Here is a 26,407-nt window from a genome sequence, read left to right as displayed (position 1 = left end):
AATCAGAAAGGTAGCAAATCACATCTTGTAATTGATTATACTAATTTTTTAATGGCTTCAAGTGCTTTAGGAATATGTTTTGTTGCCAGAATACTGTCAAAAATCATTTGTACTACTCCGTTTTTATCCGTTACATAAGTCACTCGTCCTGGAAGCAACCCGAACATTCCAGAGGGAACCCCAAAAAGTTTTCTTATTTTTTTATCAGAATCGGACAAGAGAATAAAAGGCAGTTTGAATTGTTTGCTGAATTTTTGATGTGAGGCAACGCTATCGCTGCTAATCCCTATCACTTCTGCACCCAAATCCTTAAAATCTTCGTATTGATCCCTAAAACTACAGGCTTGCGCAGTACATCCAGGCGAATTATCTTTAGGATAAAAATAAATTACAAGCGGTTTTTGGCCTACTACGTTTCCACTGTCAAAATCAGTTCCATTGGTGTCTTTCGCCATGAAATGGGGAATAGTATCTCCTACTTTTAGCTCCATTATTCTCCTTTATAAGTTACAAAATTCCGAGGTGTTTCGTATAAAACCACTTCTAATTCAAACTCTGCCTTGATTCTTTTTCTAATTTTATTCCAAATGACTACTACAATATTTTCAGCTGTTGGATTCAAATCCTGAAACTCCGGAACATCCAAGTTCAGATTTTTATGATCAAACTGATGCTCAACTTCCTCTTTAATAATATCACTCAGAAATTTCACATCCATTACATAACCCGTTTCCGGATCAATTTCCCCAGTCACACTTACTATCAGTTCATAGTTATGCCCGTGGAAATTTGGATTGTTGCACTTGCCAAAAACGGCATCATTTTGTTCAAAAGTCCAATCTTTCCTATGCAATCTGTGAGCCGCATTGAAATGGGCTTTTCGTGAAATAGTCACTTTCATAAAACGTATAAATTAGGGGTTATCTGTGCTCGAGTTCAGAGACAAAGGGCTTTTATGTTCTTCCAGAAAATAATAAAACTCGTCAAAAATTATTTTGAACCAAACGGTGTATAAGGCCGGCTGCAATTCCATATCCATTTTAACATCCTCAATTTTCATCCATTTCCAGTCTTCCACTTCCTCCGGATTGATGACCGGTGCGTCGTTATAATAGCCAATCATCACATGATCGAGTTCATGCTCCGTCAAGCCATTATCAAACGGCGCTTTATAAATAAAATGAAAAAGTTCTTTGAGTTCTGTTTTAAAACCCATTTCCTCAAATAGCCTTCGGTTTCCCGCCTGAATATTTGTTTCTCCCTCGCGTTGATGACTGCAACATGTATTAGTCCACAATAACGGGGAATGGTATTTTTGACCTGCCCGCTGCTGCAGCATGATTTCATTCGTACTGTTTAGAACAAAAACTGAAAAGGCACGATGCAGAACTGCTTTTTCATGCGCTTCAAGCTTAGGCATCAGCCCTATCTGCTCATCATTTTCATTAACTAAGATTACATTTTCTTCTAACATGTGGATTTATAATTAGGTCAAAAATACAAAAAAAGAACGGGTATCTATACCGTTTTTGAATTTGTGAAAAGTTTAACGAGTGTTGAATACCCTAATATTCTAATTTTATATTCTTTGTATTAGTCTTCTAATTTACAATTTAGCGTGGGTAAGACCCGCAAAACTAAAAGGCTGTTTTTTTCGTAAATATAGAGGAATCAAAAACTTAAATAAAAGAAAATTCAATTGCAAAGTAGCCGACATTTTAAAATAAAAAGCGCTTTACATTTGTACTGTAAATAAAAAAAAGATGAAAACAAAAAACCAATTCGTAAGTGTATTATTTTTAACCTCTTTATTCATGTTCACTGCCTGTGCACAAACAACAAAGAAACAAGATCCTATAAAAAAAACTGTCACAATGAAAAACACAATTGAAAAACCTGGAAACCCATATTACTCCAATACGGATACTGCAAAACTCAAAATAAGTAATGCCGAATGGAAAAAAGTTCTACCCGAAGATGTCTATGAAGTAACTCGTAATGCGGATACGGAAAGACCTTTCACAGGAAAATTCTGGAATACAGATGACAAGGGGACTTATTATTGTGCCGCCTGTGGCAACAAATTATTTCGTTCCGGCGCCAAATTTTCCAGCACTTGCGGCTGGCCAAGCTTTTTCGAACAAGACAATAAAAACAGTGTGGTTTATAAAACCGATAATTCACTGGGAATGGAAAGAACTGAAGCGCTCTGCGGAAGATGTAACGGTCACTTAGGTCATCTTTTTGATGACGGACCGGAACCAACCAAAAAAAGATACTGCATGAATTCAATCGCACTGGACTTTATACCTGATACCAAATAACATGAAAAAATTATTTTTAGTATGTATTTTAACGACCAGTAGCTTGTTTGCGCAAGGTCAAACACCAAAGCAATCCAATCTTGAATCCATTACTTTAGCCGGTGGATGTTACTGGTGTGTTGAGGCCGTTTATGAGAATCTCATTGGAGTACAATCGGTAATCTCAGGATATGCAGGCGGCAAAAATACCAATCCTACCTATGAAGATGTGTCAACTGGAAGATCGGGTTATGCAGAAGTGGTAAAAATTACCTATGACAAAAACGTAACGAATCTAGATGAGATTTTCAAAGTCTTTTTTACGGTACATGACCCAACGACACTTAACCGGCAAGGTGCCGATGTAGGAACACAATACCGTTCCGCCATTTTTTATAAAAATGAAGCACAAAAAAAATCAGCGCAAACGATAATCAACGCAATGAAAAAGGCCAAGATTTATGATAGTCCGATAGTAACAACACTAGAACCGTTGACTAAATTTTACAAAGCAGAAGATTACCATCAAAATTACTACGCCAACAATAAGAACCAACCCTATTGTCAAATGGTAATTCAACCTAAAATGGAGAAATTCGAAAAGCTTTTTAAAAACCGATTGAAGAAACAAAAATAAAAGAGTAAGAATACCGTCTTGTTTGAAATAACAAGACGGTTTTTTTATATCCTACTCAAAAAAAAGACACTTTACACCCCTATTTAAAATTAATGCCAGACGAAATAATTTTGCTATATTTGTTTCTAACTGACCTTCTTTAGAATCGAAACAGCTGTGTTTTTAACTAAAATAAAGGCTGTTTAGCAACCAAATTTTACACTACCAACTAATGAAAAAAATTATTCTTTTTGCTGGCTTATGCTCCTTCTCCTTTTTTGCTACTGCACAAAATTCCGTTCTTAAAGCCACGGTTGCCCAAAAAGCAGCCTCCTTAGAATCTAAAGTCAGTACCTGGCGGAGAGACTTTCACCAAAACCCTGAATTAGGCAATAGAGAATTTAAAACTGCCGAAAAAATAGCAACACATTTGCGTTCTTTGGGCATGGAAGTACAAACTGGTGTGGCCAAAACTGGCGTGGTAGGAATTTTAAAAGGCGGAAAACCCGGTCCGGTTGTAGCACTTAGGGCAGATATGGATGCCTTGCCTGTAACAGAAAGAGTCGCCATTCCTTTTGCCTCAAAAGCAATGGGAGAATACAACGGTCAGGAAGTAGGTGTCATGCATGCTTGCGGACATGATTCGCATATAGCCATGCTGATGGGAACTGCTGAAATTCTGGCCGCTATCAAAAGTGAATTAAAAGGAACGGTTAAATTCATTTTTCAACCTGCTGAGGAAGGCGCTCCCGATGGTGAAGAAGGTGGAGCTGCACTAATGGTAAAAGAAGGCGTTCTGGAAAATCCAAAAGTAGATGTGATTTTTGGCTTACACATTAGCGCAGACACCGAAGTCGGCAAAATCAATTACCGTCCAAAAGGAGCGATGGCTTCCTCAGACTGGTTCAAGATAAAAATAAAAGGAAAACAATCACACGGAGCCAGCCCATGGCAATCCGTAGATCCTATTGTTGCGGCTTCCCAAATAATATTGGGATTACAAACTATTGTGAGTCGCAATGTAGATTTAACGGAGTCCGCGGCCGTGGTTAGTGTTGGAAAAATTACATCTGGCGTAAGAAGTAATATTATACCGGAAGAACTTGAAATGGCAGGAACGATTCGGACCCTAGACAAACAAGTTCAGGAAATGATCCATAATAGATTGAAACAAATTACCACCAATATTGCAGAAAGTGCCGGAGCTACTGCCGAGGTGATCATCACTAAACAAACCCTGATTACCTATAACGATCCTATATTGACTGAAAAAATGCTCCCTACATTAGAAACTGTAGCGGGGAAAAACAATGTGGTATTGACTCCTGCAGCAACTGGAGCCGAAGATTTTTCGTACTATCAAGACAAAGTTCCCGGACTTTTCTTTTTCCTGGGTGGAATGCCAAAAGGCAAAAATCCTGCCGAAACAGCCTCACATCATACCCCCGATTTTTATATCGACGAGGGTAGTTTTGTATTAGGAATGAAAGCAATGTCCGACCTAACTATAGATTATATGGAAATGAATGCTAAAAAATAAATTAGTACCTGAATAGACAATTTTAAAAAGTTTTTAAAACTACAACCGAAAAGAAATTTTCGGTTTTTTTACACCTTTGTATGATTCAAAAAAATAATATTCAAATGATTTATTTAAAGCAACTTAACCTGTTTTTTTTTAACGATTTTTAGTAAATTTATGTCTGCATCTTAAAAGTTGATTCTGTCAAGGAAACACTAAACATATTCAAAAGAAATCTCTAGGAAAATTGCCAACTAAAAAGCTGTAAAATGAAAGCACTTGAAACCTATTTTAAATACCAAAAAGGGCGTAGAACCTCGTCTTATAAAAAACGTCTGACTCCTATACTGTTAAAACTTTCCATGAGTTGCGGGTTGAAATCAAGAAACAGAGAGCTTTATTTGAATTGGTTGCCTTTTGTAACAAAAAAATAAGCCAAACAATTTCATCTTATGAGCATAATACATGTAAAAAAAACATCTTAAAAGCATTAAAATCATAGTAACTTCAAAAAGAGAATTGTTGTTTAATAAAATAGATGCAACTTTACCGTACAAGACTCTTTCACACCTATCGGAGACAAATAAATACTAAATAACGCTAGGAATCATAAACTCCTTCAAGAATACTTAAAACCATATTTATATAACCATTATGAAACTAACCATCATGCTCATATTCGCATTTATCCTACTGAGTTGCGGCGGTAATTCTATCTATAAATCACAAAGTAAAAGTAAGGATTGGGCGATGCTCGACTTTGTAAAAGTAGATAGCCTAAACCCTATTTTAGAACCACAGTTACATCCTGTTTTTCAATCTCCAATAAGCAACAAAAAAGTCCACTGGGAAGAACGAAATGTTCTTAATCCATCCGCTATTGTCAAAGACGGAAAAGTATACCTCATCTACAGAGCGCAAGACAAAGACATGACATCAAGATTAGGCCTAGCTATCAGCGATGATGGACTGCACTTTAAAAAACAACCCACACCAATATTCTATCCGGACAACGACACGATGAAACAATACGAATGGAAAGGAGGTGTTGAAGATCCTAGAATTATAGAAAGCGAGAATGGGACTTACATTATGACTTACACATCCTATGATGGTAAAACTGCGCGTCTTTGTTTAGCCAGTTCAAAAGATTTAAAAACATGGACAAAACACGGTTTAGTATTAAGGGAAGAAAAATACAAAGACTTGTGGTCAAAATCCGGAGCTATAGTTTGCAAATTATACAAAGATAAAATCATAGCTACAAAAATTAAAGGCAAATACTGGATGTATTTTGGGGATACTGATTTGTATATAGCAACCTCTGAAGATCTCATCCATTGGGAAGTAGCCGAAAATAATGAAAACAAAAAAATGATTACTGTTTTACATCCCAGAATGGGATATTTTGATAGTCGTTTAGTAGAACCCGGTCCTTTTGCATTACTTCAAAAGCAAGGTATCGTGCTGATTTACAACGGAAGTAATGCCGAAAATTATAATGATTCAAGTTTACCTAAATTCACTTATGCAGCAAGCCAGGCGCTATTTGACAAAGAAAAGCCCTATAAATTAATAGACCGAATGGATAGTTATTTCCTTCATCCGGACAAGCCTTATGAAAAAACAGGCGAAGTAAATGAGGTTTGTTTTGTAGAAGGATTAGTTTACTTTAAAAAACAATGGTTCTTGTATTATGGAACGGCTGATTCAAAAATTGCCGTTGCTGTCAAAAACAGATAATACCCATCTTGTTGACATTAATTAATCAACTACTAAACTTCCTAAATAAGCCAAAAATCTGAATATTATATCCCTTTTATTTTGGGGATTAATTCTTTTTTTTTAACTTTTTCAAATTCATTGAAAGTAGAAATAAAGAACGCTATAAAAAACTGGTTAGATTTAGTGGGAAAACTTAAAGTTGGCACGGCTGCAATTCTTAGTATAAGCCACCAATGCCAATTAATAATAATTGATATTGGTGGCAATTAGTGAAGTTTATTTCAAAGCTGGAAAATCTGTAGTAAAACCTAAATTCCTATTCAGATTATTTTTGGTTTAAAATCGCTCCAATCATCAACGCACATTTCTCGCCATCAATAGCGGCAGAAATAATTCCGCCTGCATAACCTGCGCCTTCTCCACAAGGATACAGCCCTTTTATTTGAACATGTTCATAGGTCAAGGGATCTCTGGGAATACGCACCGGGGATGACGTTCTGGATTCTGGCGCATGAAGCACGGCTTCATTAGTCAAATAACCTCGCATTGATTTTCCAAATTCAGTAAATCCTTCCCGTAATATTTGCGTTAAAAAATCGGGGAAAACCTGTCCCATTTCTACCGAAGTAGTTCCGGGAACATACGATGTTTTTGGGATATCCGATGAAACTCGGTTTTGTGTAAAATCAATCATGCGTTGTGCTGGCACTTTTTGGCTTTCGCCAGCTAAATGCCAAGCGCGTTGCTCGATACTTTTTTGGAATTCCATTCCGGCCAAAGCACCAAATTTAGCAAAAGGTTTAAAATCCTCCAGTTGCAATTCGATTACAATTCCCGAATTAGCAGTAGCCTGATCCCTTTTGGATGGGGACCAACCATTAGTAACCACTTCGCCGGGACTCGTGGCGCAAGGAGCAATCACGCCGCCAGGACACATACAAAAGGAATACATTCCCCGGCCTCCTACTTGTTTCACAATAGAATACGGAGCGGGAGGTAAAAACTCCCCACGGTAATCACAACTGTACTGAATGCTGTCAATCAAAGATTGCGGATGTTCTGCCCGCACGCCCAAGGCAAAAGGTTTGGCCTCGATAAAAATCTTTTTTCGGTCTAACAATTCGAAAATATCACGAGCTGAATGTCCCGTAGCCAAAATGAGTTTATTGGCAAGAATGGTGTCGCCGTTTTGAGTAACAACACCCTGAACTTCATTATTTTTTAATAAAATATCGGTCAATCGGGTTTCAAATAAAACCTGTCCACCACATTCGATGATTTTCTCTCGAATGTCCTGAATAATCTGAGGTAATTTATTTGTTCCAATATGCGGATGCGCCTCAATCAGAATATCTTCAGAGGCTCCAAAAGCGACAAACAACTCCAAGACACGCGTTACATCACCTCTTTTTTTAGAACGCGTATACAACTTCCCGTCCGAATAGGTTCCGGCACCGCCTTCGCCAAAACAATAATTGGAATCTTCATTGACGACATGATCGAGATTGATGGCTTTTAAATCTCTTCGTCTGCCCCTAACGTCTTTTCCGCGCTCGATAACTATAGGCCTTAACCCTAACTCGATCAATTGCAAAGCAGCAAAAAGTCCGGCGGGTCCGGCACCAACAACAAGTACTTCTTGAGCTGAGGAAACATTTTTATACTCCGGAAGTTGTATTTTTTGCTCTTGAAAAGGCTCTCCTTTTAAAAAAATCACAACTTTAAGATTGATTTTAATGGCTTTTTGACGGGCATCGATCGACCTCTTTAAAATAGAAATATGTTGAATTTCAGTTACAGAAACGGTAATTTGTTTTGACAAATGATTTTTTAGCAGCACATCATTTGCTGCAATTTCCGGGGATACTTGTAATAAGAGTTCTTGAGGCATTTTTTTAGATTATTCGATTTTCAGATTATTTGACTTTTAAAATGTCAAAAATAATCCACGTACAAAAGTAGTATTTTGTACTGACTTCTTCTTGTAGAAAACAGAATCCGTTTTCAATTTTTAAAATTGACTAGTTTTCGAATTAGAGGTTGTAACTTTGTATGCTAAAACAGTTACCCAGTTAAACCATTAACCGATTAATCTTAAGGAAAAATGTCCAGAAAAATAAAATTGATATGGGATTTCCGTGGGCCAGCTTCCGCAAAAACTGCCGAACACCATGAAATCCATTTAAAAGAATACATCGCTATTGAAAAATTGCCATTGAATATCACTGGGTTCGAAATCCAAAGCGAAATGCTTGCCATTGCTTTTATGGTGGTCACCGATGAAAACATGATTCAGGTACGAGATGCTTTGAAACCGCATCGTGGAGAATTATTTACAGTCTAAAGTCATAAAGCCGAAGGTCTAAATGTACAAAAAAATCAAAACAACGGTTGTTATCAAAATTTAAGCCTAATCATAGAACCTTACATCACTTTAAATCAAGTTTGCACTATTTTTCCTGAAGGACATATTAATAAACCCGAATAATAATTGCATTCAAAAGTAACATTTGTCCCAAAAACATCTTTATAAATAGAGGTCAGAAAATAATCAGTCTTACCGTTGCTATTTTCTTTATAATCTTCTTTATAAATGTTTTCAACAACAAATTTTCCATCTATAAATTTAAAATAAGCAACATAACCTCTCCAATTGGCACTGGAAAGGTTAGTTATTAATTTTTCTGGAATTGGATGATCTTTAAAATACCCTTCTAAAGGATTTGATTGTATGGCTAAAGTATCTTTTTCGATAATTAAATAATCCGGAACCTGACCGGTTGCAAATGAGCTGACTGATACTAAAAAAGCAAAAAACACTTTTAAAAACTTCATAAAATTATTTTAATTCGCCACTTCGCTAATGAATTTTATTCGCATCAGACGCAATTCACAAAGATCATATTCACCGTCAAATTCCTTGAGCGCTGCTTCAATATTATCCGATTCGGATTCCATGAAATACTCGTGAATTTCTTCTTGTTGTTCATCGTCAAGCATGTCGTCAATCCAATATTTTATGTTCAGCTTGGTACCAGAATACACAATTTGTTCCATCTCTTTTATTAAAACATCCATCTTAATCCCTTTTGCGGAAGCAATATCATCGAGCGATAATTTTCTGTCAATATTCTGAATGATATAGAGTTTATTTACTGAATTGACTCCTGTCGATTTTACGACAAGATCTTCCGGACGCGTAATGTCATTTTCTACAACATAGCGGCTGATTAATTCCAGAAATTCCTTTCCATATTTTTTGGCTTTTCCTTCTCCAACCCCATGAATATTAATCAATTCTTCTTGAGAAACCGGATATTTCAAAGCCATATCTTCTAGTGATGGATCCTGAAAAACCACAAATGGTGGAACGCCAACTTTTTTAGCTACTTTTTTACGCAAATCCCGCAACATACCCATCAAAATTTCATCTGCAACTCCGGTAGATTTTGATGCGGTTACAATAGCCTCATCGACTGACTCATTGTATTGATGATCTTCCGACATCATAAAGGATTTTGGTTTTTTTATAAAATCCAGTCCTTTGCCGGTAATTTTGACAATGCCATAGGTTTCTATATCTTTTGATAAATAGCCAGCTACCAAAACCTGTCGCAGCAAGGCCATCCAATATTTTTCATCGTGTTTTGAACCGCATCCAAAAAAAGACTGCGCATCCGTTCTATGCGCCTTGATCACTGCATTGACACGACCAATCAAGGTAAAAACAACTTCTTTTGATTTGTATAAATGTTTGGTATCACGCACCACTTCCAGCAGTTGTACTACTTCCGCTTTAGCTTCTGTTTTTGTTTTTGGATTTCTAACGTTGTCATCCATATCTGCTCCTTCGCCCGTGACATCGTCAAATTCTTCTCCAAAGTAATGCAACAGAAACTTTCTTCTGGACATCGAAGTTTCGGCGTAAGCCACAACCTCCTGTAATAAAGCAAATCCAATTTCCTGTTCTGCAACGGGTTTCCCGGACATGAATTTTTCTAATTTCTCGACATCTTTATAGGAGTAATATGCCAAGCAATGGCCTTCACCACCATCTCGACCGGCACGTCCTGTTTCCTGATAGTAGCTTTCTAATGATTTAGGAATATCATGGTGAATTACAAAACGCACATCCGGCTTGTCTATTCCCATCCCAAAAGCGATGGTGGCCACTACGACATCGACATCCTCCATAAGGAACATGTCCTGATGTTTTGCACGGGTTTTAGCATCTAATCCCGCATGATATGGCACGGCACTTATCCCGTTGACTTGCAACACCTCGGCAATAGCCCCGACTTTTTTACGGCTCAGGCAATAAATAATACCCGATTTGCCTTTATGCTGTTTGATGAACCGAATAATATCCGATTCAATATTTTTTGTTTTAGTACGGACTTCATAATACAAATTGGGTCTATTGAAGGATGCCTTAAAAGTGGTAGCATCACACATATCCAAGTTTTTGAGAATGTCTTCCTGTACTTTAGGAGTAGCAGTAGCCGTTAGTCCTATAATAGACAAATCACCCAGTTGTTTTATGATGTGTTTCAGGTTCCGGTATTCTGGTCTAAAATCATGTCCCCACTCTGAGATACAATGAGCCTCATCTATGGCTACGAAAGAAATGGGTACGGTTTTTAGAAAATTGACATATTCTTCCTTTGTCAACGATTCCGGCGCAACGTACAAAAGCTTAGTCAATCCAGAGGTAATATCCTTTTTTACTTGCGCAATTTCAGTTTTGGTCAGGGAGGAATTTAAAACATGAGCAATCCCGTTTTCTGAGGATAAACTTCGAATGGCATCAACTTGATTTTTCATCAAAGCGATTAAAGGCGATACTACTATTGCAGTTCCTTCCTGAATTAAAGCGGGCAGCTGGTAACATAGTGATTTTCCCCCACCAGTTGGCATTATCACAAAAGTGTTCTGCTTATTCAACAGACTTTTTATGACTTGTTCTTGCAATCCCTTAAATTGGCTGAAGCCAAAATATTTCTTTAATTCTTTGTGTATTTCAATTTCGTTTGAATTCATTCTTTATTATGTGGTATTTTGTATAAATTTGCATCATCTAAAGGTACAAATTTCTTTTACACACACAAATTTTAATTATTCAGTTTTGATAACTACAGAAAATATATTGGCAAGTGCCAAAAAAACTATTTTATCGGAAAGCCAATCCATTGCAAAACTCGCTGATTTTCTGGATGAAAACTTTATTAGTGCCACACAAAGCATCTATAATACTGCCGGAAGACTAGTAGTAACAGGGATAGGAAAAAGCGCTATTATTGCCCAAAAAATGGTGGCTACTTTTAACTCTACCGGAACTCCGTCGTTGTTTCTTCATGCCTCCGAAGCCATTCATGGTGATTTAGGAATGATACAAAATGATGATGTGATTATTTGTATTTCGAAAAGTGGCAATAGTCCGGAGATAAAAGTACTGGTTCCGTTATTGAAACGTTTTGGCAATACCTTGATTGCCATTACTGGAAATACGTCCTCTTTTCTTGCCAAAGGATCTGATTTTGTATTGAATACTACCGTCACCTCCGAAGCTTGTCCAAACAATCTTGCTCCTACAAACAGCACTACCGCACAACTTGTCATGGGGGATGCGCTTGCGGTTTGCCTGATGGAAATACGCGATTTCAAACCGGAAGATTTTGCAGTCTACCATCCTGGGGGCGCATTAGGAAAAAAATTATTGCTCAAAGTGAAAGATATGTTAGAGCACAGTCTCAAACCGATGGTTACTCCGGATGCTTCAATCAAGAAAGTTATTTTCGAAATTTCAGAGAAGCGTCTTGGGGTCACTGCAGTTGTAGATCAGCATAAGGTAATCGGGATCATTACGGACGGAGATATAAGAAGAATGCTCAATGAACGAGATAATTTCACCGATTTAACCGCAAAAGATATTATGACAAAAAACCCAAAAATGACTTCTTCGGAAGCTATGGTAGTTGAGGCATTCAACATAATGGAAGATTTTTCTATCACCCAATTAGTAGTGGTTGATCATGGCGAATACAAAGGAGTCTTACATATACACGACATTTTAAAAGAAGGAATACTATAATGGCAAAAAAAAATTTAAACGAAATGTCCTTTTTAGATCATCTTGAAGAATTAAGATGGTTATTAGTTCGAAGTACTGTGGCTATATTAATCCTGGCCACTGTTACATTTTTCATCAGTGACTATATTTTTGACGTTATCATCTTTGGACCAACCGATCCAAATTTTATTACCTACCGTGCTTTTTGTGATTTATCACATTATTTGGGTTTTGCAGATAGTATTTGCGTAACCGAAATGGCTTTTATCATTCAAAACACCAATATGGAAGGACAGATCAATGTATTGATCTGGACCTGTATCACCGCCGGTTTTATATTGGGATTTCCTTTTGTATTATGGGAAATCTGGAAATTTATAAGCCCAGCATTGTATGAAACCGAAAAAAAACACGCAAAGCTTTTTGTGATCACCTCCTCCTTGCTCTTTTTCATGGGTGTCCTTTTTGGTTATTTCGTAATTGTCCCCATGTCGATGAACTTTTTTGCTACGTTTACCATAAGTGATGTAGTAAAAAATCAGTTTAGCGTTGATTCCTACATTGGGATGGTAAAAACCAGTGTTATCGCTTGCGGATTGTTTTTTGAATTACCAATAATTATCTATTTCCTGACTAAATTAGGCTTGGTAACCCCTGAATTTTTGAGGAAATACTGGAAATATGCCGTAGTCATCATCCTTATAGTAGCGGCAATTGTAACGCCTCCGGATGTGGTGAGTCAAATAATTGTAACCATCCCGATGTTGTTAATCTATGAAGCAAGTATCTTAATATCGAAAATAGTTGTAAAAAATCAAAAAAAAGTAAATGGCTGATATCATAAATGAATTCAACGAGTACCGTTCGAAAATGAACGAAAAATTATTGGCAGACAATAATAAAATTGTAAAGCGAATTTTTAATTTGGATACCAATGCGTATGCTCCAGGCGCTTTGGATGTAAAAACAAAAGAGCTTTTAGGCCTTGTTGCTTCAGCCGTTTTACGCTGCGATGATTGCATAAAATACCATTTGGAGACAAGCTTCAAAGAAGGTGTCACCAAAGAAGAAATGATGGAGGCGATGGGAATTGCTACACTTGTTGGCGGAACTATTGTTGTGCCTCATTTGCGCAGAGCCTATGAGTTCTGGGAAGCACTGGAGGAAACCGCAACAAAATAATTTGTTAAGAAGTTCTATCGTTTAATTGTTTATTCGTTTATTTGACGATTAAACAATTAAACGATTGATGCGTTAAACGATTAAACCAAAAAAAATGAAATTACGAGCCGAAAATCTAATCAAAACCTACAAAGGACGCAGTGTTGTCAAAGGCATTTCGGTAGAGGTAAATCAAGGCGAAATCGTTGGACTCTTGGGGCCTAACGGTGCCGGAAAGACAACTTCATTTTACATGATTGTGGGATTAGTAAAACCCAATTCCGGAAATATATTCCTAGATGATTTGAACATCACAGATTACCCGATGTATAAAAGAGCACAGCAGGGAATTGGTTATTTAGCTCAAGAAGCTTCCGTTTTTAGAAAATTAAGCATCGAAGACAATATATTAAGTGTTTTGCAATTGACAAAATTATCCAAAGCGGAACAAGAAGCAAAAATGGAAAGTTTAATTGATGAGTTTAGTTTAGAACACATTAGAACCAATCGTGGGGATTTACTTTCCGGCGGTGAACGCCGCAGAACTGAAATAGCCCGTTGTCTGGCTACAGATCCAAAATTCATTTTATTAGATGAACCATTTGCCGGTGTCGATCCTGTTGCCGTTGAAGACATTCAGCGAATTGTAGCGCAATTAAAAAATAAAAATATCGGAATTCTTATTACAGATCACAACGTTCAGGAAACCTTAGCCATCACTGATAAAACCTACCTAATGTTTGAAGGTGGCATCCTTAAAGCCGGAATTCCAGAAGAATTAGTTGAGGATGAAATGGTACGTCGCGTGTATCTGGGGCAAAATTTCGAGCTTCGAAAAAGAAAGTTGGAGTTTTAAAAGAGTGCTTCGTTTTTAGTGTTCCTATTTGAGAATGGAAAATCAAAAAAAAAAAAATGGAAAATCAAGATAAACCAAGTCAAGAAGCATTAGAAAGATGGAGTAAAGACCCCGACAACTGGATCTGGGACCTGTTTTATTATAACAAAAAAGACAAACGCATTTTGCCCCCTAAAAAAATTGCTTGGATGGGAAACACCATAAACTTTGCTAGTCCAAAATCGGTACTTTTTATGATTGGAGCCTTATCATTTTTTGTATTTGTAGTCCTTTCGATAGTGAAAAATAAATAATTATTCCACAGTAATAAACCGCAACTGCTCCAAATCTCCATTGTAAATATTGACATCTACATTGCCATTTATTCCTGGAACAGAAGCTTTCTCCGTAAATTGCCAAAACAACCAGTCTTTGGCTATTTCCTCCCTGTAAAAATTATAATTGGCTATCCAAAAAAGATAATCGCCGAATTCCTCTTTCAAAAAATCATCGTAATAGCGCTCGCCGGTATAGATAATAGGCTTTACTCCGTAATGGGATTCTACAGTATTTAACCACCTTTTCAAGCCTAATTTAAGATTTTCAATCGACTGGTTTTTAGGTAATTTTTCAATATCCAAAACAGGCGGTAAATCTCCCTTTTGAAGGGTGACGGTTTTGATAAAAAGTTGGGCTTGTTCAATTGAATTTTCGTTAGGACGATAATAATGATAGGCGCCTCTAATCATTTTATTTTCTTTGGCACCCAGCCAGTTCCGCTCAAAATTTCTGTCTTTCCGGTCTTTCCCAACCGTAGCGCGAATAAACACAAAATGTAGTGGATATTTATTTTCTAAAGTATCCACATAAGTCCATCTGATTTTACCTTGGTATTCTGAAACATCTAAACCGATACTTTTTCCTTCGTGCTTTTCTAAAACCTGAAAATTTCGAACATCAGAAATGCGCTTGGCTTCAGTTTCTTCTTGTAGAATTTTATCCGATTTAAAACTAAAATAATACGCTAAACCATCTCTATAATGATATCCAACAGCAGCCATCAGTGCTACTAAAAGAGTACCAATAGAATAGCGTAAAAACTTTCCGGAGAAAACAGTTGCTTTCTTCTTATGTTTACGGACAAGGGTAGTTTTTCTTCGTACGGTTTGTTTTCTCATTCAAAAATTACTTTTTGACTACTTTATTATTCAAAACCGACAGTAAAACATAAAACAGTATCAGTAATGGAATTCCTAAATAGCGAAAGAAAACCAACAATAGAAAAGCACAGATCAAAAAGACAATTTGAAGGGTGTTTTCTTTGAAACTGAACTTCTTGATTTTCAGAGAAAATAACGGAATTTCCGCATTTAGCATAAAGGCGCTCAATACGGTTAGCACTAATAAAAACCATGGGTTGGTCAATAGTTCAACAATAAATATAGAATCGGTATATTTCAAAACCAACGGCAGACTCAGAATAAACAGTGCATTGGCAGGCGTTGGCAAACCAATAAAAGAATCTGTTTGACGGGTATCGATATTAAAATTAGCCAAACGATAACAAGAGCCCAACGCAATTACAAAACCCAAATAAGGGAAAAACTGCAAATAACCTGCTGGTGCTGTTGTTGCATGACTAATCATCATTTGATACATCACTAAACCCGGAACAACTCCGCTGGTCACCATATCTGCCAAAGAATCCAACTGCAAGCCAAGCGGACTTGACACCCTGAATAATCGGGCAAAAAAACCATCAAAAAAGTCCAAAAATATACCCAGACAAACAAAATAAAAGGCCATTTCAAAATCTTTATTAAAAGCAAATACCAGCGCAATGCACCCACAAAAAAGATTCAGTAACGTAATTAAATTCGGGATATGCTTTTTAATAGTCATCATAATAAAGTTTAAGTACACAAAGATGGCAAATTTAACATAATAAGTGAATGAAAAGTACGTTTTGTAATAGAGATTTAAACCGCTACAGCCAAGTAGCTTTTTAAGGACTCAAAACTCTGAAAGAGCCATTTCTAAATTATGTACAAATAATTCAAACTACAGCTGTAAAAAAGGTATTCTTCCTTTTGTAATTTACTATGATTCTAAAAAAATGAATAAAAACAAACTTTTCAAGTACTATCCGCGTGTTAGTTTAATTCTTTACGACCATTGTTACCCATAAATTTTTCAGCTCAAGGAACTAGAAGATCCAATAAATTCAGGACTAATCCACACTAAATTGATCCGCAATACTAAATTCAACAGCAAAATGAAATATCCTCAGTAAAAAATTATATTTTTGATAAAAATTAAACAGACTTTTAGTTCGTAAAAATGATGCCCTTAAAAAAAAGCTTTTTAGTAGCAATCCTCTTGGCAAGCACCCTCACGTATGGCCAAGCGGTTAGAAAATACTCCAATGAATTCATGAATATCGGGGTTGATGCGGCTGCATTGGGCATGTCAAATACTGTCGTGGCTTCAACCAGAGATGTCAATTCAGGATATTGGAATCCCGCTGGCTTGATTCATCTGGAAGACCATCAGGTTTCAGTAATGCATGCTAATTATTTTGCAAATATTGCCCAATACGATTACTTGGCCTACGCCAGCCCAATTGATGATCACAGTGCTTGGGGCATTTCATTAATACGTTTTGGAGTTGATGATATATTAAACACCACTGAATTAATCGATAGTCAGGGTAATATTGACTACAACCGGATCAGTCTTTTCTCTACGGCTGATTATGGATTTACCTTTTCCTATGCCAGAAAACTACCCGTTCCCGGATTTCAATATGGTATAAGCGCTAAAGTGATTCGCCGAATCATCGGGAAATTTGCTAATTCTTGGGGATTTGGTTTTGATGCTGGAATCCAATTCGAAAAAAACAACTGGCAATTTGGGCTAATGCTCCGCGACATTACAACGACGTATAACGTGTGGAATATTGACGAAGACGAATATAAAAAAATTGCTGGTGCCATTCCTGAAGAAAACCAAGAATTACCGGAAAGCACTGAAATTACTGCCCCAAAAGCACAATTGGGACTTGCTAAAAGGTTCATCATTCGGTATGATTACAGCATTCAGGCTGCAGCCAATGTGAATATGCGCTTTGCCAGAACCAATGATTTAATTGCAACTAATTTTATAAGTATTGATCCCGCTTTAGGACTGGAATTTGGCTACACTGATTTGGTCTTCGTTCGTGCCGGAGTGGGTAATTTTCAGAATGTACAGCAATTAGATCAGACGGAAAGAGTAGGTTTCCAACCTAATATTGGCTTGGGATTTAAATACAAAGGCATTCAGATTGACTATGCATTGACCGATTTAGGCAATCAAAGTACCGCTTTATACTCAAATATTTTTTCAGTGAAAGTAGATTTGGGAATGTTCCGAAATTAATTTAACAGAACCTTTATAATCAAATAATGCTGTGGATTATGATTCCATTTTTTAAAAGTTCACGATACGTTAGAAAACATGAATTCTGATTTTAACCACCAAACTTTCTGCTTCATTTTTGTTTCTTTGAGTATCTTTGGAAAACAAATACAATCAATGCGGACGCAAATTTATTTTTTAAATACATAAGCGCCCTATTACCCTTTAAAAGCTAACGAATGCAAACCTCTTCTTTCAAAAAAATAATTTTCTTCCTGTTTTTATTTTTAACGGCACCGTGTAGTTTTGGACAAAACATCCAATTATCAAAAAACACGAAGGTCAGTGTACTAACCTGTGGAACAGGCAATGAATCGTATTCTCTTTTTGGCCACACGGCAATTCGCGTTCAGGATACAATAAATGCAATTGATGTGGTATATAATTATGGAGCTTTTGATTTTAACACCCCTAATTTCGTGATGAAATTTATAAAAGGAGACCTACAGTATTTTGCTGTAGCAAATTCCTATCCAGATTTCATCAATCAATATCAGTACGAAAGAAGATCTGTTTATGAGCAGGAGCTGAATATTCCTGAACATTTAAAACAAAAACTGTTTGACAACCTCAATACATCCTTAGCATCAGGAGAAAGTTATTACACCTATAAGTTTATCGATAAAAACTGCACCTCGATGGTTGTTGCCATTATCAACAAAACACTAGATACAACCGCTATTGTAAAAAATGCTGATACTGACCTCACCTACAGAACTATTTTGTATCCGTATTTTGACGGTCATTTTTATGAGAAACTAGGAACAAGTATCATTTTTGGAAAAAAAGTAGATCAATTAGGCACGCAATTATTTCTTCCCTTTGAATTGCAAAAAAGCCTAAAAAAAGTTTTTTTTCAAAACCGTCCGCTGGCACCGGAAAACAAAACCATAATCGAATTCAAAAATGAAGTTCCCTTCTCTTGGTGGAACAATCCGTATACCTATTTTTTACTGCTTGCTCTAATCATTTTTATAAACAAAAAGGGTATCAATTTGTTGTACCTTATTCTAATGGCAACAATAGGACTATTCTTTACGTTTATTGGGTTTTATTCAGATCATCTTGAGCTGGGTTACAACTACAATATTTTGTTGTTTAACCCAACCTTAATAGGGTTATTGTATTTTTATTGGAAAAAGAGCCAAAAAGGGATCTATAATTTGGTTTTATTTAATCTGCTCTCGGTTGTACTCTATTTCTTTTTGATAATCAACAAAGCACATTTAATAATAGTTTTACCCTTAATGGTAACCAGCGGAATTATCTTAGTGCGACTGGCCATTAAAAATAAAAAAAGAATTCCTACACTATTGTAACATCTTAATTTACTATACCTGAATTATTCTAAACAAATATTAAAATTTTTTAACTACCAATTTAATGGTTTTTTAAAATTTTAAAAAAACATGTAATTCGTCACTGAAATAAATGTAAAAACAAAAGTACCTTAAAAGAATAGTTTAAGCTCAATGCGCCTTTGACGCCACTATTTTGGATCTATTAGCAAAAACAGAGTCGTTGTAAATTGGTCTGTTCATTTGATACAATATTCATTAAAATATATTTATCAATACTTCTTTTTGAAAAAAAAAGAATCCTTTATTGTCATTTGTACCAGATGCCTGATCGTTTGTATTTCTTTGAAGCTCCCAAAGAAATGCTTTTGTGTGGGATAATTGTACGGGTTTTAATAATAGCACCTAATGTACACTGGTTTTTCTTGATATTACAGAAATCGCAACTAAATCATCCTATAAAAAGAGATAAAAATCAAACGTCAAGAAAACCAAAAGACATAAAAAAACCGGCATAAAGCCGGTTTCTATAGGGAATATTAATTTAATTAATATCCTGCATTTTGTTGAATAGTAGGGTTTGCATTCAACTCAACCTGAGGAATTGGCAATGCAAATTTAGGACTAGTCAATGGTAAATTAGATGGATTTCCAGCCGGATAGTTCGCTGAACTTGAACTATAGTCCGCAGGATCTCTATTGACACCTGCACCTGCTAAAACACCTATTCTTTTTAAATCTATGAAACGGTATCCTTCAAAAGCGAATTCTAGTCTTCTTTGATCTAAAATAGCTTTCCAAGCTGCCGTAGCATTAGCATATACTGGTAAAGTTTGTGCAGTAGAATAACGTTTATCTAAAATAGATTTTATTGCTGAAGCAGCACCTGCTAAATCACCCGCAGCCACTCTCGCTTCGGCCTTGATAAAATACATCTCAGATAATCTAACGATTTTAAAATCACTATTTAAATTACCTACTGTAGAAGTACCTGGATGTTTAGCTAAAACTAATACATCCGTGTTTCTATAATCAGTAGAAGTTGCATAATTAGCATCTGGAACTGATGTTGGGTGCACTATAGTTGATCTTCTTATGTCGGTTGTACTTAAAGCATTGTACAACGATCTACCTATTTCATAGAATGGAGAACCATCCTTCGTAGGATTTACAGAGGCATAACCATTACCAAGGTTAGCTGCTTGAGAAGATTGTTGCAATGTTCTTTTCAGTCTAAAAATTACTTCTACATTGGCTGGTTCTGAATCCGTGTGAAAAACACTGTTGTAATTAGAGACATCCGCTAACACTAGACCTGATGTACTGATCACATCATTAGCCCAAATTTCAGCATTAGTATAATCGCCTTTTAGAACAAATGCTCTAGATTTTAACGCTTTTACTAAATTCTTACCTGCATATAATTTCGCAGTAGCTCCTGAGTACGGACTTGAAGTGGCGGCATTAAACAACACCAAAGCAGCATCTAGGTCACTATGAATAGACGCATAAAAAACACCATTTGTAGATCTTTGCATCCCCGGTTCAGCTGAAGTAACTACTCTGGTAATTAAAACTGCAGCCAACGCATCGTTGCTCTTAAGATCCGGAGAAAAATAAGAAAGCAACTTCATGTGAGATAGTGCTCTTACCGTTAAAGCTTCTGCTTTAAGCCTGTTCAAATTTGCTTTTTCAGCTGCATCAGTTGTAGTTGCCAATAATTGATCCGCAAATACAATTACACGATTAGCTCTTGAAAGAGTGAAATAAGAAGCGGTCCAGATATTAGAAGGTGATGCAGAACTTACGTTCAAAAAGAAAACATAATCATCATTAATTCCCTGACCTCCGTTAGCAAATCCAATACCAACTTCATCAGTAAAAACAGAACTAAAAATAATATCCTCTCTGTTGGTTAATAAACCATAAGTGGAGTTCATCAACCTTTGTAAATCCGTAGAACTAGTGAACGCAACTTCTTCTGTTAGCGATCCCGGAGTAAAAGGGTCTAATAAATCATTATTGCACGATACAAAAAGAGTACCCGCTAATATTGATAAAATAAATATTTTTTTCATTTTCATAAGATTTTATAAATTAAAATTTCAAATCTACCCCAAAAGTAAATTGTCTGGCAGTTGGGTATTGGTATACATCACTAGCTCTTGAACTTTCAGGATCAAAACCTTGCCATTGTGTGATGTTAAATAAGTTTTCACCTTGCAAAGTGAAAGAGAGATCAGTCAAGAATGTTTTAGCTAAAAATATTTTTGGCACTCTGTATCCGATTTGAGCATTTCTAAGCCTAACATAAGAAGCATCTTTGATAAATCGATCTGAAAGATTTTGAGCTGAAATATTTCCAGCTCTTAAAGAAGGAACATCAGTAGCTGTATTCGTCGTTGTCCAAGCGTTCAACAAATCATCCGTTACATTAAATGTACCAATATTACCTGGACTGTACAAGTTAGATAAATCGAAATCATAACGCACAACATCTTGAGCAAAAGTAAAAGTTGATGACACGAAGAACCCTTTATAGTCAAAATCAAACCCAAAACCACCTTGATACTTTGGAACATTGTTTTTACCTAATGGCTTTCTGTCAGCTGCTACTGGAGTTTCTGTTGGGTTACCATTTATGTCTTGAAATAATAAATTACCATTTACTGGATTAACTCCTAAATAATGATACACAAAAGGTTCTCTGATGCTACCTCCGTTCTGAGTAATCAAATTCCCCGTAATAATTCTTCCATTATTTGCTATAATTCCACCAACGCTATTGTCATTACTAGATCCGTTAGCACGAACTGTTAATCGTAAGTCATTGGTTCTAACAACATCATATCCAATACTTAATTCAAATCCTTTGTTAACAATAAAAGCATCTGAATTTTTCGTAAGCGATGTTGCTCCTGTTGAAGGCACTAATGGTTCACTTATAAATAAGTCAATTGTTTTTTTATTATAATAATCAAAAGACCCTCTAATTCTGCCTCTTAATAGTTCAAAATCAACACCTACGTTATACTGTTCAGTAGTTTCCCATTTCAACGCAGGAAAACCAAGGTTAAGATTATATCCAGTACCATTATTGTAAGCGTTATTTGAACCTGGATAAATATCTGCAAATGCGGGAGGATTTATTCCTGCGAAAATAGTACCATCTACAATTCTCTGATTTCCAGAAGTTCCTATTGATCCTCTAAGTTTCAAAACATTAATAAAATCTAATGATTGCATGAACTCTTCTTCATCTATATTCCATCTACCACCTAAAGACCAGAAATTATTAAATTGATTTTCTTCAATAAATCGACTGCTTCCATCAATTCTATAGGAAGCAACAAGTCCATATTTACTATTGAAATCATAATCAAATGTTGTGAAATAAGAAATCAAATCATTTCTCAATTGAGAGGCTGAAATAGTAGGCACGTAGAAATCATTTGCTGAAGTATCCGAAATATAACCCGCTCCTGTATTAGGTACAAAAAGTTTTGGATCCAAGCCTCTTTGTCTAATATTATTCGACGTTAATCTTGAATGATTGTACTCAGACGCTGCAGAAACATTAAACGTATGTTTCCCAAACGTTTTATTATAATCCAACATAAACAAATTATTGAATAAAAACTCTCTTCGTTCATTGATATCCTCAAAACCACCAAAAACTTGACTAGGAGCTAAAAACAACAACGCATTAAATGATCCTGGAAATTCCGCTTGATGAAATCTATTTTGCAACAATTGTCCTGAAGTTCGTACTCTACCCGTTAGTCCATCAACAAACTCATAAGAAAGCTCCGTTGCCAGATCAATTCTGGTTTCCTGAGTACTATTTTGATACGTTTTCAATTTATCAACCAACATCAGTGGCGTATACAACAATGTACCATTAGCCTGATACAAACTGAATAATTGTGCAGAATTTTGATATTCATTAGGAGAAACATAAGGCGCACCTAAATAAGCCCCAGTTACATAATTTCTATTAATAGCACCTTCTCCTAAGTTCGTTGCTTCATTATTTCTTGAATGTCCAAAAGCTGAATTTACAGAGAATTTAAATTTCCCATCATCTGACTTTCCATTCAAATTATTTCTTACTGTAAACCTTTTAAGACCTGTAGATTCTAAAACCCCCTCTTGATCAAAGAAACTGGCCGAAGTAAACGAATTTATGTTTTTACCATTATTCTCAATACTAAAATTGTGGTTTGTAGAAGTCCCTTGGTTAAAAAAATAATCTACCCAATTTGTATTAATATTATACGCATTAATCTGAGCATCTGTTAACGTAGATCCACGACCCGCTCCGAAATTCTTCTCAATTTTCAACAATTGTTTTGAATTGGCATAAGAATATCTTGGAGTTTGTAAATCATTAATACCAAATTGTGAAGAATATCTAAAAGTAGTTTTTGGTTCACTGTAACTTCCTTTTCTTGTTGTAATAACAATTACACCATTAGACCCTCTAGAACCGTATTGAGAAATTGCAGCAGCATCTTTCAAAACGTCTAAGCTTGCAATATCATTTGGGTTAATCGATCTAAAGTTATCACTATTTGAAGGAAACCCGTCAATTACATACAAAGGATCTGTATTCCCATTGATTGTTCCTGCTCCTCTAATAATAACTGAAGATTTAGCTCCTGGCTGACCTGTACTTGCGGTAATATTAACACCTGCCAATTGTCCTTGAATTGTATTCAAAACATTTGCATTTGGTCGGTTTTCAATTGTTTCGCTGTTTACTGTGGCAGCTGCAGTTACGGCTGTTTTCTTTGTTACCGTTCTGTATCCTTGAACAACAACAGCCTCTAAAGTATTTCCGCCATCAATCATACTAACGTTGATTGAATTAGCAGTTCCTACCGTTCTTGAGACATTTTCCATGCCTATAAAACTAAACACTAATACCTCTCCAGCACTTACTCTGATAGAATATTTCCCGTCTAGATCCGTTTGTATTCCTCTTGTAGTTCCTTTGACTACGACATTCGCCCCAGGTAAGGATCCCGTGGCATCAGACACTACACCTGTAACAGTTTTCTCTTGTGCGAACACAAATTGCATTGACAAAGCCAACAGCAACGAAAAAATCCATTTGAATTTTGATCTCATATTAAATTTGTTTTTTGAATTAGTTATTTTACAAATTTCTTAATAATTTCTTAAAGAAACAAGCTTTTATAAAATTTAACATATTATATTTTTGACACCATTCCTTTTCAAAAAATAAACATACCAATGAAATTTAGTTATTATAACACTACAAACTGCGGATAATCACTTCAAAAATCTTATTTTTGTCAAAATTAATTTAATGTTAAGTCCTTTTTTTTAACGCCATATTTAGAAACTGGAGCGGATTTAATTATCAACAATTATTAGGTCCAAAAACTGAAACTATTCTTTAAACATGAGACTATTTGAATCTTGTATGCCTGAAACAGTTCAAAAGACAACAAATCAAGGGTTTTTCATCAAGACACTCGACATAGTAAACTTGACAACCCATTAGAAAAACCAAACAGAAAAGTTGATTTAAAAACTTATTGAAAAGACAAATTGGTCAAACTTTAATATCAGTAACAGATTTTTCATTTTGAGTGAACAAACCAAAACGAGCTTCATCTTGAAAACATAAGTTAACTTAGTTAAAATCACCTACCGTATTTAGTACTATTTCTATATTATATTTTCGTTTGGTATAACTCAATGAATTTTCTTATCAAATAAGCCATGAATTTTTACCTTTATAACGCTGAAATACTAAAAATCATTAAATAAAAAAACCTTCCACAATCAAAATGACTGGGGAAGGCTCTCTCTTGTTAAAATATGAATCTACATTACCAGCCTGGATTTTGCTGAGCAGCTAAAATTTTATTAGTTGTTGTTACTAATAATGGTATTGGCCATAAGAATCTAAAATCACTTCCTGGGATAGCAGCATTTGTTCTTGGACCTGTGTACGATGTTCCCAAAGTAAATGAACCAGCAGGAGGATTACCATTAGCTAATTTAGAAGGAATTCCATCAATTGGAAACAAATCATCCCCTTGTAATCTGTGAATATCTGACCATCTTCTTCCTTCACAAATAAATTCTATTCTGCGTTCTTTTAATATTGCACCAACTAAATCTTTTGCTGTTGCAAAACTTGCTGTAGTATAAGTTTGAGTAGATGGAACAGCTAATGATCTATTTCTTACTCTATTCAACTGTGTCAAAGCTGATGTTAAATCCGGCGAAGTTTTTCTAGCATTAGCTTCTGCCATATTCAAAAGTACTTCTGCGAAACGAATTACTGGAGCGGGATCAGTTGAATTTGTAATATCAGTATATTTGTTTGTTAAAACATTACCCGCATTGATCGTTGTCATCACACCATTCTCTCTTCTTTTATCATCATTTAACCACATCGCGTCTCTCCAAATGATTGGACTAATACAAATTAAAGCTCTATTTTTATACATTGACGCAAGTGAACCGTTGACACCAGGGTTTTGACCAGCTGTGGCACCATGTTGAATTGAAAAAATAGTTTCAACATTCGTACCTAACGTAAAAGCACCGGCTGGAGTTGGAGCTAAAGAAAGAGCAGATAATTTCGACCCTTCAACTACAACATTATCCCAATCTCTTTTTTGCAGATACACTCTAGTTTTAAAAGCGATAGCAGCTTCTTTTGTTGCTCTAAATTTATTAGTACCAATGAGGTTGCTCTCAGCAAAATTCAAATCAGCTAAAACTTTAGCATAGCACTCCGCTACTGAATTTCTTCCTTGCGCTTTTTCGCTCTCTACTTCCGCGTCAGTATCAACACCTACCTCTCTGTATGGTAGACCAGGGTGACTAGCACCGACAGTAAAATTGTAAGGCCTTGCGAAATAATTCAACATTTCAAAATGTGTTATTGCTCTTAAAAATCTTGCCTCCGCTATGTAACTATTTCCAAGCTGAGCTGTAATAACATTTTTACTTACAGCATCAGTTACACCTTCAATAATTAGATTACATCTGTTAATTAATCGGTAACCATCAACAAAATAATAGGTGTTGTTTGCCGTACCAGCATCGTATGTACCTGTATATGTTAACTGATAAAATCCGGCTAAATTAATTACATCTTCTCCTCTATTATCTCCTTGCTGAACAAAAGCTGCACCCCAGATATAACCTCGACCACTATTCGGATTGTTTGCTGTATTATTAAAAATACCAACCGAAGCCGCGTTATACATACCGTTCATTGAAGCCGTTATCAAAGTAGGTGTTGTGAATGCAACATCAGACGCTACCGCATTTATAGGAGTTAGTTCCAATATTTTCTCATCTGAACAAGAAAACAATCCCATTACTAGCATTACACTAGTTACTATTTTTATGTATTTTTTCATTTT

Annotated in this window: 24 protein-coding genes; 13 read left to right on the top strand and 11 right to left on the bottom strand. The window is 35.8% G+C overall.

Going from position 1 to position 26,407, the window contains the following annotated elements; all coding sequences use genetic code 11:
- Positions 1-35 precede the first annotated feature (35 nt).
- Genes EKL95_RS07055 through idi form a run of 3 tightly spaced genes read right to left on the bottom strand, consistent with a single transcriptional unit; the run spans position 36 to position 1,474 of the window.
- Positions 36-491 (bottom strand): peroxiredoxin, encoded by a 456-nt coding sequence (locus tag EKL95_RS07055; RefSeq protein ID WP_126462085.1) that lies wholly within the window; start codon positions 489-491, stop codon positions 36-38.
- Entirely contained in the window at positions 491-901 is a 411-nt protein-coding gene (locus EKL95_RS07050; RefSeq protein WP_126462082.1) for a 6-pyruvoyl trahydropterin synthase family protein, read from the bottom strand. The genes EKL95_RS07055 and EKL95_RS07050 overlap by 1 nt, the downstream gene beginning before the upstream one ends.
- 12 nt (positions 902-913) lie before the next feature.
- Positions 914-1,474, bottom strand: coding sequence for an isopentenyl-diphosphate Delta-isomerase (gene idi / locus EKL95_RS07045; RefSeq protein ID WP_126462079.1), 561 nt, complete (start codon positions 1,472-1,474; stop codon positions 914-916).
- Between the two features lie 289 nt (positions 1,475-1,763).
- On the opposite strand from idi, the gene msrB reads away from it, so the two are divergent.
- The 5 genes from msrB to EKL95_RS07025 all read left to right on the top strand — a co-directional run bounded on the left by msrB (position 1,764) and on the right by EKL95_RS07025 (position 6,184).
- Positions 1,764-2,324 carry a peptide-methionine (R)-S-oxide reductase MsrB gene (gene msrB, locus EKL95_RS07040; RefSeq protein WP_126462076.1) on the top strand — a complete coding sequence of 187 codons (561 nt, stop codon included), beginning with the start codon at positions 1,764-1,766 and terminating at the stop codon, positions 2,322-2,324.
- Between the two features lies 1 nt (position 2,325).
- Positions 2,326-2,940, top strand: a complete 615-nt coding sequence (gene msrA, locus EKL95_RS07035) for a peptide-methionine (S)-S-oxide reductase MsrA (protein ID WP_126462073.1) — start codon at positions 2,326-2,328, stop codon at positions 2,938-2,940.
- 211 nt (positions 2,941-3,151) lie between these two features.
- Positions 3,152-4,459 (top strand): amidohydrolase, encoded by a 1,308-nt coding sequence (locus EKL95_RS07030; protein ID WP_126462070.1) that lies wholly within the window; start codon positions 3,152-3,154, stop codon positions 4,457-4,459.
- Between the two features lie 251 nt (positions 4,460-4,710).
- The gene (locus EKL95_RS14910) at positions 4,711-4,875 is read left to right on the top strand and encodes a hypothetical protein (protein ID WP_156063255.1); all 165 of its coding nucleotides are present in this window, start codon (positions 4,711-4,713) and stop codon (positions 4,873-4,875) included.
- A gap of 220 nt (positions 4,876-5,095) precedes the next feature.
- Complete coding sequence (locus EKL95_RS07025) at positions 5,096-6,184, top strand: glycoside hydrolase family 130 protein (RefSeq protein WP_126462068.1); 1,089 nt, start codon at positions 5,096-5,098, stop codon at positions 6,182-6,184.
- A gap of 307 nt (positions 6,185-6,491) precedes the next feature.
- Here EKL95_RS07025 and EKL95_RS07020 read toward each other — a convergent pair whose 3' ends face one another.
- Entirely contained in the window at positions 6,492-8,057 is a 1,566-nt protein-coding gene (locus EKL95_RS07020; protein ID WP_126563832.1) for an NAD(P)/FAD-dependent oxidoreductase, read from the bottom strand.
- A gap of 213 nt (positions 8,058-8,270) precedes the next feature.
- Here EKL95_RS07020 and EKL95_RS07015 point away from each other — a divergent pair, with 213 nt between their 5' ends.
- Positions 8,271-8,510 (top strand): hypothetical protein, encoded by a 240-nt coding sequence (locus EKL95_RS07015; RefSeq protein WP_126462062.1) that lies wholly within the window; start codon positions 8,271-8,273, stop codon positions 8,508-8,510.
- A gap of 95 nt (positions 8,511-8,605) precedes the next feature.
- Here EKL95_RS07015 and EKL95_RS07010 read toward each other — a convergent pair whose 3' ends face one another.
- A complete protein-coding gene (locus EKL95_RS07010; protein WP_126462059.1) occupies positions 8,606-9,001 on the bottom strand; it encodes a hypothetical protein in 396 nt (131 codons plus the stop codon).
- Positions 9,002-9,010: 9 nt separating this feature from the next.
- Entirely contained in the window at positions 9,011-11,206 is a 2,196-nt protein-coding gene (locus tag EKL95_RS07005) for a RecQ family ATP-dependent DNA helicase (protein ID WP_126563831.1), read from the bottom strand.
- Between the two features lie 85 nt (positions 11,207-11,291).
- Here EKL95_RS07005 and EKL95_RS07000 point away from each other — a divergent pair, with 85 nt between their 5' ends.
- The 5 genes from EKL95_RS07000 to EKL95_RS06980 all read left to right on the top strand — a co-directional run bounded on the left by EKL95_RS07000 (position 11,292) and on the right by EKL95_RS06980 (position 14,546).
- A complete protein-coding gene (locus tag EKL95_RS07000; protein ID WP_199736789.1) occupies positions 11,292-12,257 on the top strand; it encodes an SIS domain-containing protein in 966 nt (321 codons plus the stop codon).
- Positions 12,257-13,072 (top strand): twin-arginine translocase subunit TatC, encoded by an 816-nt coding sequence (tatC, locus tag EKL95_RS06995; protein ID WP_126563830.1) that lies wholly within the window; start codon positions 12,257-12,259, stop codon positions 13,070-13,072. Before EKL95_RS07000 ends, tatC begins: the two co-directional genes overlap by 1 nt.
- On the top strand, positions 13,065-13,418 hold the full coding sequence (locus EKL95_RS06990) for a carboxymuconolactone decarboxylase family protein (protein WP_126563829.1): 354 nt from the start codon (positions 13,065-13,067) through the stop codon (positions 13,416-13,418). The genes tatC and EKL95_RS06990 overlap by 8 nt, the downstream gene beginning before the upstream one ends.
- A gap of 94 nt (positions 13,419-13,512) precedes the next feature.
- Positions 13,513-14,253 (top strand): LPS export ABC transporter ATP-binding protein, encoded by a 741-nt coding sequence (gene lptB, locus EKL95_RS06985; RefSeq protein ID WP_126453458.1) that lies wholly within the window; start codon positions 13,513-13,515, stop codon positions 14,251-14,253.
- Between the two features lie 56 nt (positions 14,254-14,309).
- Positions 14,310-14,546, top strand: a complete 237-nt coding sequence (locus EKL95_RS06980) for a DUF5808 domain-containing protein (protein ID WP_126462054.1) — start codon at positions 14,310-14,312, stop codon at positions 14,544-14,546.
- Here the strand turns inward: EKL95_RS06980 and EKL95_RS06975 are convergent, their stop codons facing one another.
- Both EKL95_RS06975 and EKL95_RS06970 read right to left on the bottom strand, forming a co-directional pair.
- Positions 14,547-15,410, bottom strand: coding sequence for a glycoside hydrolase family 25 protein (locus tag EKL95_RS06975; RefSeq protein ID WP_126563828.1), 864 nt, complete (start codon positions 15,408-15,410; stop codon positions 14,547-14,549).
- Positions 15,411-15,417: 7 nt separating this feature from the next.
- Positions 15,418-16,134 carry a CDP-alcohol phosphatidyltransferase family protein gene (locus EKL95_RS06970; RefSeq protein WP_126462173.1) on the bottom strand — a complete coding sequence of 239 codons (717 nt, stop codon included), beginning with the start codon at positions 16,132-16,134 and terminating at the stop codon, positions 15,418-15,420.
- Between the two features lie 531 nt (positions 16,135-16,665).
- Here EKL95_RS06970 and EKL95_RS06965 point away from each other — a divergent pair.
- Together EKL95_RS06965 and EKL95_RS06960 are read left to right on the top strand one after the other, a co-directional pair.
- Positions 16,666-17,652 carry a PorV/PorQ family protein gene (locus EKL95_RS06965; RefSeq protein ID WP_126462170.1) on the top strand — a complete coding sequence of 329 codons (987 nt, stop codon included), beginning with the start codon at positions 16,666-16,668 and terminating at the stop codon, positions 17,650-17,652.
- A 218-nt stretch (positions 17,653-17,870) separates the two neighbouring features.
- Positions 17,871-19,010 carry a DUF4105 domain-containing protein gene (locus EKL95_RS06960; RefSeq protein ID WP_126462048.1) on the top strand — a complete coding sequence of 380 codons (1,140 nt, stop codon included), beginning with the start codon at positions 17,871-17,873 and terminating at the stop codon, positions 19,008-19,010.
- Positions 19,011-19,537: 527 nt separating this feature from the next.
- Here the strand turns inward: EKL95_RS06960 and EKL95_RS06955 are convergent.
- From EKL95_RS06955 to EKL95_RS06945, 3 genes are all read right to left on the bottom strand, one after another.
- Positions 19,538-21,067, bottom strand: coding sequence for a RagB/SusD family nutrient uptake outer membrane protein (locus tag EKL95_RS06955; RefSeq protein WP_158614847.1), 1,530 nt, complete (start codon positions 21,065-21,067; stop codon positions 19,538-19,540).
- A gap of 19 nt (positions 21,068-21,086) precedes the next feature.
- Positions 21,087-24,122 (bottom strand): SusC/RagA family TonB-linked outer membrane protein, encoded by a 3,036-nt coding sequence (locus EKL95_RS06950; protein ID WP_126462042.1) that lies wholly within the window; start codon positions 24,120-24,122, stop codon positions 21,087-21,089.
- A gap of 731 nt (positions 24,123-24,853) precedes the next feature.
- The gene (locus EKL95_RS06945) at positions 24,854-26,404 is read right to left on the bottom strand and encodes a RagB/SusD family nutrient uptake outer membrane protein (protein ID WP_126462039.1); all 1,551 of its coding nucleotides are present in this window, start codon (positions 26,402-26,404) and stop codon (positions 24,854-24,856) included.
- Positions 26,405-26,407 lie beyond the last annotated feature (3 nt).

The sequence above is a fragment of the Flavobacterium sp. LB2P53 genome, from assembly GCF_003970305.1.
In the GTDB taxonomy this organism is placed as follows: Bacteria; Bacteroidota; Bacteroidia; order Flavobacteriales; family Flavobacteriaceae; genus Flavobacterium.
Note: the sequence above shows the minus strand (reverse complement) of the source record. Positions and strands in the feature narration are given on the sequence as shown.